This window comes from Psychrobacter sp. AT9, assembly GCF_047272965.1.
Taxonomy (GTDB): Bacteria; Pseudomonadota; Gammaproteobacteria; order Pseudomonadales; family Moraxellaceae; genus Psychrobacter; species Psychrobacter glaciei.
Genome location: NZ_JBKOTW010000001.1, coordinates 306,848 through 322,063 on the forward strand (window position 1 = coordinate 306,848; position 15,216 = coordinate 322,063).

Sequence of the window (15,216 nt, forward strand, 5' to 3'; positions counted from 1 at the left end):
CTTAGTATCAAAAACATAAATGTTAGACAACAAAAAACGCCAGTCGCATTAGCCACTGGCGTTTTTGTTTTTGCTATTGCTATTTTCTTTTAAGTAACTATTTCTTATAGCGTCACTGAGTTGTTTTCACCCAAGTTAGTCGCTTTTTTACCGTCCATTACTGCAGCAGTTGTCATCTTAAACATATTGACGACTGAACTACCGCTGAGCCAGTATTCGGCACCATGTGGTACGACTTTGATTAGCTGGACGTTTGGATCTTCTTTGCCTTGCTCATAGAATGCATTGTAAATTGGTGACCATAGCTCATCGAGTTTCTCTTGGTCTTCTACCAACTCTGCTTTACCGTTGATTGACACATAGTCTTTTGCATCTTGGCTGACATAGGCCAAGTTCACTTGTGGGTCTTTTTGGATATCGCTGACGGTTTCAGTGCTTTTATCACCAATGAACCAAATCTCTTTTGCGCCAATGCTCGTCTCGCTCGTTGTCATTGGGCAGGCATGTAAATGGCCTTCGTGAGTGCGAGTCGTCATCATGGCAAATTTCACTTCTTTTACCAAAGCTTGTACTTTATCGATATGGTCTTGTCTACTCATAGTTGATTTCCTTTTCTTTATAGTGATTAAATAATAATAGTGATTAAACAATTGGTTGTTTATATATTAGTAATTTTTATTCTGGCTAGATGCTTTCGACATGGTGAAAACAATCATTGTCCTAACAACTGGAACTAGAATACCGAGTTGTACCCATACATTTATATAGGCGACCAGTAATGCGATGTGAGTGTTTGTAAGGAGTATGAGGGTTAGGTAAAAATTGTGACGCTGTGTATTTTTGCTGTCTGATTATCCAGTACAAAGTTAAAAGAATAGCGATTAGGCCTTAGCGTAAGCCCGCTATTCTGCAAATATCTGATAGCAACAGAGCGCAACTTATCGGCAATTTATCTTGGTTTAGACCTGCTTATTACAGGGCTTCTTGTTATAATACGCAGACCATTTACTTAGCATGGCAGAGATGCCTTGATCTTACGGATTATGCCTTTATGATGACCATCGCCGGACAACCGTTTCTTACCGATTTTCAGACGCAGCAACTCATCAGTCAGTTTCAGCAAAAAACCGAGCTCAATGTCAGTCAAATAAGTACCCAGCAAGTGTATGTGCTATCACGCAAGCTCGAAGGTGATGAACATAAAAAGGCGTTAGACCTACTCGCTGTTGACAGTGCGACAGTGCTCGCTGACCCGCAGGACAATCAATTACAAGTCATCGTTGGTCCACGTTTTGGCACGATTTCGCCATGGGCAAGTAAAGCGACTGATATCTTCAACAACTGTGAAATCGAGCTCAACCGTGTTGAGCGTGTGGTTGTTTATACGTTAACAATTGATGGTGACGCAGGCGAAAAACTACCAGTAGACGCTGAGCAGTTGTTGTTTGACCGTATGACGCAGAGCTTGGTTTATGATTTGAATGATTTGAACAAATTGTTTGATGATGAGCAGCCAGCATCATTGAATCATATTGACGTCATCGGACAAGGTCAGTCAGCACTAGAATCGGCCAATACCGAGTTCGGCTTTGCGTTATCAAGTGAAGATATCGACTATCTGATGAATGCGTACGTCAATGAGTTGAAACGCAACCCAACTGACGTTGAGCTAATGATGTTTGCACAGGCAAACTCAGAGCATTGCCGTCATAAGATTTTTAACGCTGAGTGGACAGTAGATGGTGACGTTCAGCCAAAGTCACTGTTCCAAATGATTAAAAATACTTACCAGTCTAATCCACAAGGTATCTTATCTGCCTATAAAGACAACGCTGCGGTGATGGCAGGGTCTGAAGGTATGCGTTTCTACCCGATTCCGACTGACGCGATGGACGCAAACTCTGCCCATCCTTATGACTTCCATCAAGAAGAAATCGATATTCTGATGAAAGTCGAAACGCATAACCATCCAACGGCTATCGCGCCGTATGCGGGTGCAGCGACAGGTGCGGGTGGTGAGATTCGTGATGAAGGCGCAACAGGTCGTGGCGGTAAGCCAAAAGCAGGTCTGACGGGTTTTCACGTATCACACCTACATATCCCAGAGCTTGCTGAGAAATGGGAGCAATCAGGTCAGTTGAGTACTCAGGCTTATGGCACGCCAGATCGTATGGCAACCAGCCTTGAAATCATGACAGAAGCGCCACTCGGTTCAGCCAACTTTTCAAACGAGTTTGGTCGTCCTAATCTATGCGGTTATTTCCGTAGTTTCCAGTTGGATACGTCAGCGGCAAAAGACGGCAGCGAAATGCGCGGCTATCATAAGCCAATCATGCTGGCAGGTGGTTATGGCAATATCAAACGCAACCTCATTGAAAAAAACGCCATTCAACAAGGTGATTTATTAATCGTCCTTGGTGGCCCTGCCATGCAGATTGGTCTGGGCGGTGGTGCAGCGTCTTCAGTTGATAGTGGCTCACTTGATGAAGGCTTAGACTTTGCCTCAGTTCAGCGCGATAATGCTGAGATGGAGCGTCGTTGCCAAGAAGTGATGGATCGCTGCTGGGCACTAGCCGGTAGTGATGTCGATGCCAGCAATAATGGCAAAGACGGCAACCCTATCGTGTCATTGCATGATGTGGGCGCGGGCGGTATCTCTAATGCAATGCCAGAATTGGTCAATGACCATGAGATGGGCGCGGTACTAAACCTGCGTAAAATTCCATCGTTAGAAGCTGGCATGTCACCAATGGCCATCTGGTCAAATGAAGCGCAAGAGCGTTATGTCCTCGCGATTCGCCCAGAAAGCGAAGCCCAATTCGATGCCATCTGCGCGCGTGAGCGTTGCCCGTATGCCATCTTAGGATCAGCCACGGATGTGCGTCAGCTAGTCGTTGATGATACATTGCTCGCTGAGCAGCCTGTCGATATGCCGATGCAAGTATTGCTAGGTGGCACGCCGAAGATGAAGCGTAGCTTTGAGCGTCATGAAACCAGTTTACCTGCACTAGAGCTTGGCGATGTTAATTTAGCTGAGTCTATCAAAGACGTCTTGCGTCATCCAACCGTCGCTAGCAAATCATTCTTGATCAGCATTGGTGACCGCTCTATCACTGGTATGGTCGTGCGCGATCAGTATGTTGGTCGCTATCAAGTGCCAGTATCGGATTGTGCGGTGACAGCGTCAGGCTTGATTGCACTAGATGGTCAGGTGATGAGCGGTGAAGCAATGAGTATCGGTGAGCGTACACCAGTTGCCCTAATCAGCCCTCAAGCGTCAGCACGCCTTGCAATTGGCGAGGCTATTACTAACATCGCTGGTGCGCGCATTGCTCAGTTGTCTGATATCACGATGTCAGCGAACTGGATGGCCGCCTGTGGTGATGATGCAGAAGACGCAGCTTTGTTTGACGCTGTATATACCGTCGGTGAAGAGCTGTGCCCAGCATTGGGTATCGCTATCCCAGTTGGTAAAGACTCGCTATCTATGCGTGCTAACTGGACTGACAACGACAATGGCGACAGCAAAGAGAAATCAGTTGTATCTCCAATGAGCTTGGTGATTACGGCATTTGCTCCTGTGGTTGACGTGGCAAAAACGCTAACCCCTGAGCTAATCAATGGCGACAGTGCGTTCTACCGTATTGACTTGTCTAAAGGCAAGCTACGTTTAGGCGGCTCTATCCTTGCGCAAACGCTGAGCCAATTGGGTAACGATTGCCCAGATTTAGCGCAGCCAAGCGACTTGGTCGATTTCTTTAACTTTGTCCAAGCGGGTAACGCGCAAGGCGTCATCAGCGCCTATCATGATATCGGTGATGGTGGTTTGCTTGCGACCATTGCAGAGATGCAATTTACTAGTCGTCAAGGTATCAAGCTGGCATTGACTGATGATAATCTACTCGGTCAGCTGTTCAGTGAAGAGCTGGGTGCAGTCATCCAAGTATTACCAGAAAACGTCGCTGCTCTCATGCAATTGGCAGAAGAGTTTAACGTTGCTGATATGCTTAGCCTCGTAGGTCAAAGCTCGGAAGAAGACAGTCTGCTTATCCAAACGCCAACGCTCATAGGTAATGACACTCTCAGCTTTAGCCGTACTGAATTACAGCAAGCGTGGACTCAGGTCAGCTATCAAATCGCGCGTCGCCGTGATAACCCAGCGTGCGTACAGCAAGAGTATGACTTGATTGCTGATGCTAGCCATAAAGGTCTAATCGCTGCACCAAACTTTGATCTCAATCAAAAAGTTGAAGAACCATATTTAGCCAGTCGTGAGAATAAACCAAGAGTTGCTATCTTGCGTGAGCAAGGCGTCAACGGTCAGACGGAAATGGCAGCAGGCTTTACGCAAGCTGGCTTTGAAGCGGTCGATGTACACATGAGCGATCTACTGAGTGGCCGTATCAATCTACGTGACTTCGACGGTCTGGTCGCTTGTGGTGGCTTTAGTTATGGTGATGTACTCGGCGCTGGTTCAGGTTGGGCGAACTCTATCTTGTTCCATGACGAGTTACGTATGCAGTTTGTCCGCTTCTTTGCCCGTCCTGATACCTTCTCACTAGGTGTCTGTAACGGTTGTCAGATGATGGCTCAGTTAAAAGACCTCATTCCAGGTGCAGATAACTTCCCACGCTTCATCGCCAACCAATCGGCTCGTTTTGAAGCGCGTACGGTCAACGTAAAAGTCGAGCGTACCAAGTCTATCCTGTTCAAAGGTATGCAAGACAGCATCTTGCCAATCGCTGTGGCGCATGGCGAAGGCTATGCCACACTAGATAACAACGAAATCGACGGTATGGCAAAACACGGTCAGCTTGCGATGCGTTATGTCGATAGCCAAGGTCATCCAACTGAGACGTATCCGCTCAATCCAAATGGTTCGGTCGGCGGTGTCACGGGTCTGTGTAGCACTGACGGTCGCGTCACTATCATGATGCCACATCCTGAGCGTAACCTAAAAGCCTATAACCACAGCTGGAAACCAGAAGAGTGGGACGAAGACGGTGCGTGGATGCGTATGTTCCGTAACGCCCGTGCTTGGTTGCGTTAATATTTGCCAATACAGTTTGAGTTGTTTTTTGAAATAAGAAGGTGAGCTTAGGCTCACCTTTTTTGTGTTCAAGAGTTGAGTTTTCAGAAATAAAGGCTAGCGTTTATATCGTATTTTCATGAGTATAAGTGATGAGACACATGCTAAAGTTGCGGTTAGCAAAAACTAGCATTAAGTAAAATAAGGAATAAGAAAATGTCAGGAATTACAGATATCAATGAGCTATTGAGTTCGATGCAACCCGCACTGGTTGATGAGTTATTTGTATTTTGTACTGTCACAGGGCAGCTAGCAGAATACGTAAACCTAGCGCCAATCGCGACGTTTGTGGAGACAGAAGGGTTGACTTTGGTTTTAACAAAAGACAATGCTGATGAAGTAGGTTTACAGTACGAGGGCGTGTTTCGGCAAATCACTTTGACGGTGCATTCAAGTTTAGAAGCGGTAGGTCTAACCGCAGCCGTGTCAACCAAACTGACCTCAAAAGGTATCAGTGCCAATGTGATCGCTGCCTATTATCATGACCATATATTTGTGTCGGATGATAAGGCGGAGCAGGCGCTATCTGCGTTAAAAGAGCTGAGTAATATATAAAATTTCTGCACAGTATTGCTCATAATAGTTAGTATCTTTTAAGTATAGGAAAAATATTCATATACTGAGAAGTAATTGCTGACTCTATGTGTTTAGTATAGTATGAAGTAATAAAGGTAATTACTCATTACCCTATAGAATTCTAGATTAGCGAGTTCTATTCTGTATAAGGAACATAGCAATGAGCATTGTAAATAAAGCGTTTAATATATTTATCAGCCAAAAAGATAGTAAAAAAGACACTAATGAGCGTCTGATTATCGACGAGTATGGTAATTTGCGTGTGAATTATAAAAACAAGAGTGTGCAAGAGGGGATGGCGAAGCAAATTCAAGCATTGAAAAGAATGGAAGCTAGAAAAGCATCTGAAACTGAGGGCGAAGCTGGTTGATGCACCATGGGTTTATTGGCAGTAGTATATATTTTAATTTTAGGATATATGGGGGCGTCATCTAAGCCCACTAAAAAAAATGAACTTAGACGTAGTGCTGGATGGGAAGCTTATGTTTATTTAGCTTCTAATGGCATAGGCGTTATGATAAGTGGAATGTTCATCTATTTTTTTGGTTATATATTATTATACATAGTAAATTGGTTTATAGAAGCCATTTCATTATGCATTTACGACTCTGCTTTCAGCATCATAGCGTGGTTAAATAAAAAAATCTTTAGTATTGAGTTTTTTGATGAAAATCCTATTTATTTTCATGCAATTGTAGTTGCTTTTTTTTCATGGATTATTTGCGAAGGACAGAGAAACCCAAATACCTCAGAAGATGATTATAAGGCACTTATGGGCTTAGACGGTGTCCTCAATATAGTTATTCACGCTATGCAAAAAGATTCTTTCGTTAAAGTTTCTCTAAAATCTCGAAAAGTGTATATCGGTTTTGTAGTAAGTGAGCAATTTAATAATGTGGATTTAGAGAATATCATGATCATTCCGTTTCTAAGTGGATATAGAGATAAGGATGCGCTCACACTGATCACTAATTGTAATTACATGCCTATGTATGAAAAAAATCAATTTCTAGATACCAACTATAAGGTAAATTCCGATAAAGTTGATGATCTGAAAATGCTTATTAGAGTTGACGAAATTGAAACTATATCCCTCTTTGATCCCCTTTATTATGAAGATTTTGAGGCCACTGATGTATCTCAAACACCATAATCAGGACTTCTTTTCATACTAGTTCAACAAGGCGATTTACGTTACTATTTTGGTAAAATACCGAAATTATATCTAAAAACTACTTCTCCTCCAAACCCTTCCTTGCTTCCGCAATCAACTCATGAATCTTAGCGCTTTCCTTTAGCACGCAAGCATCATAGGCAGAGAGCGGCTCAGGTTCCTGCTCTTTTTCCTGATCTTGCTTGGCTTTTTCTGCTAAATACTTTTCAAGTTTATAGGCTTCAGAATCGCCCATAATTTATCCCCCGTATAATTTTTACCATATAAAAAACGGCACTGAAATCAGTGCCGTTTTATCAGTCGTGATAATTTAAAAGTTAACCACGACTCCTCAAATACTGATGCACCACGTTATCAATCCCAGCTTAAAATCACCTTACCGCATTGCCCACTTTCCATGATATCAAAGCCTTCTTGAAAGTCATCAATGTGCATGCGATGGGTAATGATGGGCGACAAATCAATACCGCTAATCAGCATTTGCTCCATCTGATACCACGTCTCCCACATCTCGCGCCCATAAATGCCTTTTAGGGTTAACGCTTTAAAAATAATCTTGCTCCAATCCACCGTGGTAGTGTTAGGTAAAATGCCCAAGAGCGCAATTTTAGAGCCGTTATACATATTACTAATCATCGAATCAAAGGCCTGAGGCGAGCCTGACATCTCAAGCCCAATATCAAAGCCATGCATTTTTAATTGATCGATAGCGCCTTCGATGGTTTCACCTTTGGCTGGATTGATGGTCATCGTCGCGCCCATTTTTTTGGCAAGCTCTAGGCGATAATCGCTGATATCACTGACTACAATATTACGTGCTCCGGCAAATCGGCAAATCGCTGTTGCCATCGAACCAATCAATCCTGCACCCGTAATCAGCACATCCTCACCAAGGACAGGAAATGAAAGGGCAGTATGAGTAGCGTTTCCAAAGGGGTCCATAATAGCGGCCATCTCATCGCTGATACGCTCATCGAGTTTGATGACATTATCGGCAGGTATCACCAAATATTCGGCAAACGCGCCATCGCGGTCGACGCCCACGCCGATGGTGTTTTCACACACATGCAGCTTGCCACGGCGGCAGTTACGGCAATGCCCACAAGCGATATGTCCTTCGCCAGTGACTCGATCACCCACTTCAAAGTGCTTCACGCCATCACCCATTTCGCTAATGACACCGACGTATTCATGTCCGATGATCATCGGCGTCTTGATGGTTCTTTCTGACCACTCATCCCATTTATAAATGTGCAAATCTGTACCACAAATGGCGGTTTTCTTAATTTTAATTTTAACGTCATTGATGCCAACCGTAGGTTCTGGCATATCTTGCATCCAGATGCCTTTTTTGGCATGGGCTTTAACCAGTGCTTTCATACTTTTCTCTTATTTAGCTGTGTTGTGCTTAATGGTTGAATCTAGGTAAATATCGAGCGACGCTTAATCAATCACCTTCATTTGCTTGGCGACTTTGATAAAGGCGGTGATACACTGGTCTAGCTGCTCGCGAGTATGGGCAGCAGAGAGCTGGACACGGATGCGAGCCTCGTTTTTGGGTACGACAGGGTAAAAGAAGCCAATCACATAAATGCCTTCTTTCAGCAGTGCGTCTGCCATTTGCTGAGAGACATTGGCGTCATAAAGCATGACCGCACAAATTGCTGATGCGGTGGGCTTGATATCGAAGCCGGCATCTTGCATTTTTTTAACAAAATAGGCGGTATTTTCATGCAATTGGTCTTGTAAGGTATTGTCTTGCGATAGCATCTCAAACGCTTTTACCCCAGCGGCAGCCACCATGGGAGGAATGGAGTTGGAAAACAGATACGGGCGTGAGCGTTGACGCAGCATCTCAACGATTTCTTTTTTACCGGTCGTAAAGCCGCCAATAGCACCGCCAAATGCCTTGCCCAAGGTACCAGTGATCAGCTCAATGTCACCACGTAGATCAAACAATTCAGTCACGCCGCCACCCGTGTGACCGACCACGCCTGCTGAATGCGACTCGTCAATCATCACCATGGCATCATATTTTTGTGCCAACGCATAAATCTCATCCATCGGCGCGACATTACCGTCCATTGAAAACACACCATCGGTGACAATTAAGCGAAAACGCTGTGCTTGCGCTGCTTGCAATTGCGTTTCTAAATCTTGCATATCCGCATTAGCATAACGATAACGGGCAGCTTTACACAGGCGTACACCGTCGATGATTGAGGCATGATTTAACGAATCAGAAATAATGGCATCTTCACTGGTTAGCAGTGGCTCAAAGGCACCGCCATTGGCATCGAAACAGGCCGCATAAAGAATCGTATCTTCGGTATTAAAAAACTTAGAAATCGCTGCTTCTAATTGCTTATGCAAATCTTGCGTACCACAAATAAATCGCACCGATGACATGCCATAACCTGAGTTTTCGATGGCTTTGATCGCCGCCTTTTTAATCTCAGGATGGTCAGACAATCCAAGATAATTATTGGCACAGAAGTTAAGCATCTCACGGCCATCGGCGATCTTGATGAGTGCATCTTGCGGAGAGGTGATCACGCGCTCGTTTTTATACAGGCCCGCTGCACGTATATCACTGATTTCTTGTTGTAAGTGTTTCTGAAAGTCTTGATACATAAAGATTCCTTTTTTAATATTATTAGCGTTTGTATTGATAATGCAGGTATTAGGACTGCTGATAGAACCAAACTGTAGTCATTTTAAAATAAAATTGATACGCCAATATTGCCGTGCTACTGGTATAAATTTTACTTGCTTGCTGTGTCTACGCTGACAGAGGCTGCATAAAATATATCCCAGCATCACCGCATCGAGTGTAAAGTGAATAGACTATTTGCTTATTAGTATGGACTAGCCACAAATTGCTAAATACTGACGCACGACATTATCCATGCCTTGTTCCAATGATTCAATCGTAAAGGCATGACCAATCGACACTTCAGCGATATCACTAAGCGCGAGCAGATCAGCCAAATTATCCAAATTCAAATCATGACCCGCATTGACGCGGATACCGTTTTGATTGGCTAGGTTGATACAGTCACTAAAGCGTTGCTGTACTTCATCGAATTTGTCACTGTCATAAGCGCGCGCCCATTCTTCGGTATACATCTCGATCGTCTGCACATCACTCTCGATGACCGCTTTGATTTGTTCGATATCAGGGTCGACGAACACCGCACAGCGCGTACCAAACGCTTCCAGCTCTTCGCTCAATATTGATAAAAATTCATGATGTTTGATGATATCAAAGCCATGATCAGAGGTCAGCTGATCGTCACTGTCTGGCACGAGCGTACATTGATGCGGTTTTACTTCACGGATAATCTTTAAGAACTGCTCATTTGGATTGCCTTCGATATTGAACTCAATCTCTGGATAGTCCTTTAAGAATGCACTGATATCATAGACATCTTGGTATCTGATATGACGTTCATCGGGTCTCGGGTGTACGGTAAAGCCTTTGACGCCTAGATCAATCAGCTTTTTCACAAAGTATAATAGGTTAGGGTAGTCAGTACCGCGAGAGTTACGGATCAAAGCCAATTTATTCAAATTTACGCTAAACAATGTGCTCATAAAATTCCTTGTACAGCTCGTTTATTATTGATGATATGAAAGGGTTAATAAAAATCGTTGGTATCAGCATACTTCTTATTCAATGCCTTTAAAATAGCATAAGTTTCTAAATCTATTTCGCCCGTTGGATTCAGAGGTCGAAAGTGTAGCTGAAACGCATAGACGACATCGCGACTGGCTTTGTCCCATTCATCATTCTTATCGATCTGGTAGCCATAGTCACGAAACTGCTGCTTAACCTCAGGTATTGTAGCCGCTGCAAATGTTTCTGCATCCATAAAAGCAAGCTTATCAGCGTCATCATACCAAGCGCCAATGCCATATTGCCTATACAGCTGCTGCCAAGGGAACTTGGCACCGGGGTCTATTTTGCGCGAGGGTGCCATATCAGAATGACCGATGATATTCTTTGGTGAGATGCCATATCTCGCCGTGATATCTTGTACCAGCTCCGCGACCTTTTTAATCTGCCACTCATTAAAGGCGACATAATGGTCATAAGGATGATACGCCAGCTGGCCGTCTTTTAGGGCATTTTGATACTCAGGTGCAATCCCTGTATTGACGATTTCTATACCGATAGAAGTATCGTTTAATATCGTTCGTCCTGCAAAACCGCCATCACCTGCATGCCAAGCGCGTTCATTTTCTGGTACTAGATTATAAATTTTATTATCGTCATTATCTAACACTAGATAGTGTGCGCTGACCTTGCCTGTGGTCAGTGTTTTGATAGATCGGTCATTGTCTGACACTGTATAGTGCAGCACAATGGTTTTGATGCGTTCGCTTTTGCCAGTGGCTTGATAGGTTTTACTATCTACGATGTAGCTCTTGGTGGTCGCGACGGGAGAGGTTGTGGTGACGCAGCCAATTAAAGGCAGTGTTAGGCCAAACGCTAAGAATATGTTTTTTACCATGAAATGCTCTGTGTAGGAATGATGTCTTTCCAAAGGGTAGTTCAGATTGAATTATTTTTAAGATTCTATTAAATGTCTATAAGTATTTAAATAGTCCTTCCAGTTATGCAAGATATGGTCATAGCCTAGCTTTTCAGTATCACCATGCGTAGGCATATAACTTATGAATCTTTCCATATCTACAGGGTAATCGAAGTCAGCATAAATTTTATTGATTTTATCGTAATCAACACTACTATTTTCTTTATTTTCATAGAGCCAAAGTAAGAGAATGTATCTCCATTTACTGCTCACTGAGTTCCGATCAATGCTTACATCATTAAATATCAAACTTAAAGGTTTGATGTCAGTATCTATATAAAAACTGTCTAACAGCAGATTAAGAGCCAATTCTAATAAGCTCTCATCATTAGGGTACTTAACTAATGACGTATCAACAATGTCAGCTAACTCTCTTAAATCGATTAACTCATATCCTATAGAAAATCTGATTTCTTCTGCAGATAAAATAACGCTATGTTCTTGTAAGAAAGAGAAGGGAATATTAAGGTCTTTCATGATTGTATAGAAAACCCTATTCCTGAGTGCAGCTACGCAGATGAGGTACTGTCATGGAGTTTAAAATATCACTCACTTTTTTAGGTAGGAGAAATTTATAATAATTATCGAGAATATATGGCATGTTCGTGTAATGAGCATAACGATTGAACACAGTACTCCAACCGTCGTATCCGACTTTGTTTTCAATATAGTTTTCGCTGTCTAGGATATTATTTTTATAGCCGATGATTTGCAAAGGTAAGTCGTAGTCTATTAGTGCAAATACTTCTTTCTTGCTATCAAAGATTACAAATGGTGTGTTCAAGTGAGATGAAAAAAAGCTCCAAATTATATCTTCATTTATATAAGGGCATTTACCAAAGCAACCAAAGTTTGCATCAGTTGATGCTATAAAAATAGGTTCGTCTAGATTATTATTTATTAATTGAGATATTATTGTTTCAGGTACTAACTCTCCTCCGATTGTCTCTCCTAACTCGTAAGGAATACAAAAGTAGTTGTAATCGTTCGATAGTTTTGGCTTTATAGCATCGCTTCCTACTATTCCTTTACAGCCTTTTATCACTAAATTATCAAATGAATGAGTATTAGCTTCATCTACAGTTAATAATCTACAACCAAATTTGTCGAGGTATTTTCTTTCTTCCGCCCAAAACTTACTAAAGTATTCTTGGTCGCTACCTTTTAGGTAAAATGCCATTGAGTTTATCCTTTGAAGCACCTTGATTGTACTAAACGTATCTTTCTAACCTTTAATCTTCTTAGCCAACACCTTTTTCCAACTCTCTTCCAAACACTCAATCGCGAGCCATGGCTCAATCACATTAGCATCGTATTTCTCTTTAGAATTGGCCAATTGCCACAGTGTCTCAAGTGTCGCAAACGGATAAGGGCGTTCTATCAAGTAAACTGGTAAATCAGCATCTATAATGCCATCACGAACGACTTGGAAGTACCAGCCAGAGATACCTTGTTTACTGACCCATGCTGCGATATTTGGCACTTTGGTAAACTGTCCGATTTGGTCATTGATTTTGTAGCAGGGGCGGCGCGGTTGAACGATGCGTAGCTGGACGCTATCACCATTATTACTATTATCTTGTCCGTTTTCAAAATGTCCACCATATTGAAAAACGTCACCAATGCAAACCGTAGACTCAGTCATTTCAGGCAGGCCATTGACAGCTTCGGTCGTGAGGTTTTCGCCCAATGTACCGACACGTACCTTTAGGCCAAACTCTGTATTGATTTTTTCATAAGTCGCAGGTGCCAGTTGATGCACCGCTTTTAGCGGACCACCATGATGTTTACGATCGGCTTGCTCATCAGTGGCGAGGCCCATGAAATTGACCGCGACAGGCGCTTTGATGGGTACTTTATCAATGGCGCTCATTTCTTCGCGCGCGAATGGCATGGACTTGCCAGCACGGACGCAAGTTAGGTTAGCGATATGTAGTGGCAGGTCTTGGTTAAAGTCTGGCTTGCTTTGTGCCGTTGCTGGTAACGTAGATATCATCGGTTCTGTGCTCATAATCCGCTCTGATGGTTGGTTGTTTTTTGAGGCAGTAATGCTGACTGGTTGCTGATATCTTAGCCTAATCGTGAACCATTTTCAGAATATTTACGAGAACATCTCCTAGATACAGAACAGCTTATTTTTACATAAAAAAAGACCAGAATAGATATTCTGGTCTTTTTAATTTTACATGATCATTGCATTCAATAATCTTATTTGTTTTTGTTACGACGACCGGCCGTTTTCTTTTCACGTGGCACGGCGACCAGCTCAGCCAACTGCTCAGGTGATGACCATAGGCCTTCTAAGTCATAAAACTCACGAGCTTGTGGCGTCATCATATGGACGACAACAGCGCCCAAATCGATCAACGTCCAGTCAGAATCGATACCGCCTTCACGGCCAAGCGGCATAAAGCCCGCTTGCTTAGCTTCAGCACCAACGCTGTCAGCCATTGCGCGTACATGGCGCTTAGAGGTACCGTCAGCGATCACGATGCGCTCCATCACATCTGTCAAATCTTCTACATTCATTACAGTGATGTTCTTCGCTTTCATATCGTCTAGCGCAGTTTCAACAACGGTTAAGCATTCTTTTAAGCGTTCTTCAGTCATGGTGTTGGTCATAAAATTTAATCTCTTGAATCGTAAATATTAAAATAAATAGGTTAATTGTCAATTTGCCATCTCGCACTGACCAGATAGAGGCAGTGACGTATAGAGATATAATAGGCAAAAAACAAAGATAAGACAATTTTAACGGAATTGAGCAGCAGAATATAGCTGATGGGCAATAATATATTGATAAATAGCAGGATTTAGCCATTTAGCGAATGGATTGGATTCAGTATTGCCAATGATATCATTTATTGACGGGATAGATGTGATTTGCGCTTCGGCTGAAGGCATTATATTTGGTTGATTACCCAGTTGTTGTAACTGCTGGCGTATTTGTGTGCTCGATATGGCCGATATAGGACGGGGGTCTATATAAATGCGACCTTGATGAGGATTTTTCAAGACGCCACTGTCTGCTTGAGTTTGCGTGGGTGTAGGTGTAAATAGCGCGACCAGTTCAGCAGGAGAGTCGGTTGTTTTATTTTGCATTTCAATAGGTAACTGGGCGTGCAGCTGGGTTTTTAGATTAGCTAACGTCTGCATCGCTGGTTTTTTATCAGCAAGATGTTTGTTGATGTCAAAAAGGTTGTTATCACTGTCAGAAAAGCCACCACGGTTAAAAACCCAGAGGTCGACATAATCCGTCAGCCTGAGTCCGTCTTTCCATTTATCTAAGCTCCGTGCACTGTCCATCCCCATAATAAATATCAAGCTGTCATGCGGATAGCGCTGCTGTAACGTGCGGACGCTATCGATGGTATAGACGGGCGGTGCTTGCCACAGCTCCAGCTCATCAATCTGTAATGGGGTATTAAGTGTTGCGAGTTTTAGCATTGCCAGACGGTGCTTAGGGTTGGTGCTTTCATTTTTAAAAGGCGAGCGGGCATTGGGCAATAAGGACACATGCAGTGCGCGCTGTTGCTGCTTCGCTATTGGCAATAAATGCTGGTAGACGTACATCGCCATTTGCAGATGACCCTTGTGTACCGGATCAAATGAGCCACCCAAATAGGCACGAATGGCAAGGGCAGTATTTTCTGCAAGGCGGTCATGGGTAAGGTTTGGCATAAATAAGTGGGTCAAATGGTTGGTAAGAAAACGTTATGATGGATTAAAAATAGACGATACTAAATAAAATAGATACACGACATTATAATGCGTGACTG

Annotated in this window: 15 protein-coding genes; 4 read left to right on the forward strand and 11 right to left on the reverse strand. The window is 43.0% G+C overall.

The window, feature by feature from the left end:
• Positions 1–104 precede the first annotated feature (104 nt).
• On the reverse strand, positions 105–599 hold the full coding sequence (locus tag ACMFL8_RS01295; RefSeq protein ID WP_189583168.1) for a pyridoxamine 5'-phosphate oxidase family protein: 495 nt from the start codon (positions 597–599) through the stop codon (positions 105–107).
• Between the two features lie 452 nt (positions 600–1,051).
• On the opposite strand from ACMFL8_RS01295, the gene purL reads away from it, so the two are divergent.
• The 4 genes from purL (at position 1,052) to ACMFL8_RS01315 (ending at position 6,818) form a co-directional block, all read left to right on the forward strand.
• Positions 1,052–5,050, forward strand: coding sequence for a phosphoribosylformylglycinamidine synthase (gene purL / locus ACMFL8_RS01300; RefSeq protein WP_413189877.1), 3,999 nt, complete (start codon positions 1,052–1,054; stop codon positions 5,048–5,050).
• A gap of 195 nt (positions 5,051–5,245) precedes the next feature.
• Entirely contained in the window at positions 5,246–5,644 is a 399-nt protein-coding gene (locus ACMFL8_RS01305) for an ACT domain-containing protein (protein WP_413189878.1), read from the forward strand.
• Positions 5,645–5,825: 181 nt separating this feature from the next.
• Complete coding sequence (locus ACMFL8_RS01310) at positions 5,826–6,035, forward strand: hypothetical protein (RefSeq protein ID WP_413189879.1); 210 nt, start codon at positions 5,826–5,828, stop codon at positions 6,033–6,035.
• A gap of 6 nt (positions 6,036–6,041) precedes the next feature.
• Positions 6,042–6,818: a hypothetical protein gene (locus tag ACMFL8_RS01315; protein WP_413189880.1), complete on the forward strand. Its 777-nt coding sequence runs from the start codon at positions 6,042–6,044 to the stop codon at positions 6,816–6,818.
• Positions 6,819–6,897: 79 nt separating this feature from the next.
• Here ACMFL8_RS01315 and ACMFL8_RS01320 read toward each other — a convergent pair whose 3' ends face one another.
• The 10 genes from ACMFL8_RS01320 to ACMFL8_RS01365 form a co-directional block, all read right to left on the reverse strand.
• On the reverse strand, positions 6,898–7,074 hold the full coding sequence (locus ACMFL8_RS01320; RefSeq protein WP_413189881.1) for a hypothetical protein: 177 nt from the start codon (positions 7,072–7,074) through the stop codon (positions 6,898–6,900).
• Between the two features lie 119 nt (positions 7,075–7,193).
• The gene (gene tdh / locus ACMFL8_RS01325; RefSeq protein ID WP_413189882.1) at positions 7,194–8,219 is read right to left on the reverse strand and encodes an L-threonine 3-dehydrogenase; all 1,026 of its coding nucleotides are present in this window, start codon (positions 8,217–8,219) and stop codon (positions 7,194–7,196) included.
• A gap of 63 nt (positions 8,220–8,282) precedes the next feature.
• The gene (kbl, locus tag ACMFL8_RS01330) at positions 8,283–9,473 is read right to left on the reverse strand and encodes a glycine C-acetyltransferase (protein WP_413189883.1); all 1,191 of its coding nucleotides are present in this window, start codon (positions 9,471–9,473) and stop codon (positions 8,283–8,285) included.
• A gap of 234 nt (positions 9,474–9,707) precedes the next feature.
• The gene (locus ACMFL8_RS01335; RefSeq protein ID WP_413189884.1) at positions 9,708–10,436 is read right to left on the reverse strand and encodes a pyridoxine 5'-phosphate synthase; all 729 of its coding nucleotides are present in this window, start codon (positions 10,434–10,436) and stop codon (positions 9,708–9,710) included.
• 44 nt (positions 10,437–10,480) lie between these two features.
• Positions 10,481–11,356, reverse strand: a complete 876-nt coding sequence (locus tag ACMFL8_RS01340) for an N-acetylmuramoyl-L-alanine amidase (protein ID WP_413189885.1) — start codon at positions 11,354–11,356, stop codon at positions 10,481–10,483.
• A gap of 57 nt (positions 11,357–11,413) precedes the next feature.
• Positions 11,414–11,914 carry a DUF2247 family protein gene (locus ACMFL8_RS01345; RefSeq protein WP_413189886.1) on the reverse strand — a complete coding sequence of 167 codons (501 nt, stop codon included), beginning with the start codon at positions 11,912–11,914 and terminating at the stop codon, positions 11,414–11,416.
• A 16-nt stretch (positions 11,915–11,930) separates the two neighbouring features.
• Positions 11,931–12,617 carry a hypothetical protein gene (locus tag ACMFL8_RS01350; RefSeq protein ID WP_413189887.1) on the reverse strand — a complete coding sequence of 229 codons (687 nt, stop codon included), beginning with the start codon at positions 12,615–12,617 and terminating at the stop codon, positions 11,931–11,933.
• Positions 12,618–12,662: 45 nt separating this feature from the next.
• Positions 12,663–13,433, reverse strand: a complete 771-nt coding sequence (locus ACMFL8_RS01355) for an MOSC domain-containing protein (protein ID WP_413191356.1) — start codon at positions 13,431–13,433, stop codon at positions 12,663–12,665.
• Positions 13,434–13,645: 212 nt separating this feature from the next.
• Positions 13,646–14,059: a ribosome silencing factor gene (gene rsfS, locus ACMFL8_RS01360; RefSeq protein ID WP_010195955.1), complete on the reverse strand. Its 414-nt coding sequence runs from the start codon at positions 14,057–14,059 to the stop codon at positions 13,646–13,648.
• A 129-nt stretch (positions 14,060–14,188) separates the two neighbouring features.
• Positions 14,189–15,118 (reverse strand): nicotinate-nicotinamide nucleotide adenylyltransferase, encoded by a 930-nt coding sequence (locus ACMFL8_RS01365; protein ID WP_413189888.1) that lies wholly within the window; start codon positions 15,116–15,118, stop codon positions 14,189–14,191.
• Positions 15,119–15,216: the final 98 nt, after the last annotated feature.

Excerpts from the sequence above, each read along its gene's own strand:
- kbl (WP_413189883.1), bottom strand. The coding sequence starts at position 9,473 with ATGTATCAAGACTTTCAGAAACACTTACAACAAGAAATCAGTGATATA.
- ACMFL8_RS01365 (WP_413189888.1), bottom strand. The coding sequence starts at position 15,118 with ATGCCAAACCTTACCCATGACCGCCTTGCAGAAAATACTGCCCTTGCC.
- ACMFL8_RS01320 (WP_413189881.1), bottom strand. The coding sequence starts at position 7,074 with ATGGGCGATTCTGAAGCCTATAAACTTGAAAAGTATTTAGCAGAAAAA.
- ACMFL8_RS01310 (WP_413189879.1), top strand. The coding sequence starts at position 5,826 with ATGAGCATTGTAAATAAAGCGTTTAATATATTTATCAGCCAAAAAGAT.
- tdh (WP_413189882.1), bottom strand. The coding sequence starts at position 8,219 with ATGAAAGCACTGGTTAAAGCCCATGCCAAAAAAGGCATCTGGATGCAA.
- ACMFL8_RS01295 (WP_189583168.1), bottom strand. The coding sequence starts at position 599 with ATGAGTAGACAAGACCATATCGATAAAGTACAAGCTTTGGTAAAAGAA.
- ACMFL8_RS01355 (WP_413191356.1), bottom strand. The coding sequence starts at position 13,433 with ATGATATCTACGTTACCAGCAACGGCACAAAGCAAGCCAGACTTTAAC.
- ACMFL8_RS01335 (WP_413189884.1), bottom strand. The coding sequence starts at position 10,436 with ATGAGCACATTGTTTAGCGTAAATTTGAATAAATTGGCTTTGATCCGT.
- ACMFL8_RS01315 (WP_413189880.1), top strand. The coding sequence starts at position 6,042 with ATGGGTTTATTGGCAGTAGTATATATTTTAATTTTAGGATATATGGGG.
- rsfS (WP_010195955.1), bottom strand. The coding sequence starts at position 14,059 with ATGACCAACACCATGACTGAAGAACGCTTAAAAGAATGCTTAACCGTT.
- ACMFL8_RS01350 (WP_413189887.1), bottom strand. The coding sequence starts at position 12,617 with ATGGCATTTTACCTAAAAGGTAGCGACCAAGAATACTTTAGTAAGTTT.
- ACMFL8_RS01305 (WP_413189878.1), top strand. The coding sequence starts at position 5,246 with ATGTCAGGAATTACAGATATCAATGAGCTATTGAGTTCGATGCAACCC.
- ACMFL8_RS01340 (WP_413189885.1), bottom strand. The coding sequence starts at position 11,356 with ATGGTAAAAAACATATTCTTAGCGTTTGGCCTAACACTGCCTTTAATT.
- purL (WP_413189877.1), top strand. The coding sequence starts at position 1,052 with ATGATGACCATCGCCGGACAACCGTTTCTTACCGATTTTCAGACGCAG.
- ACMFL8_RS01345 (WP_413189886.1), bottom strand. The coding sequence starts at position 11,914 with ATGAAAGACCTTAATATTCCCTTCTCTTTCTTACAAGAACATAGCGTT.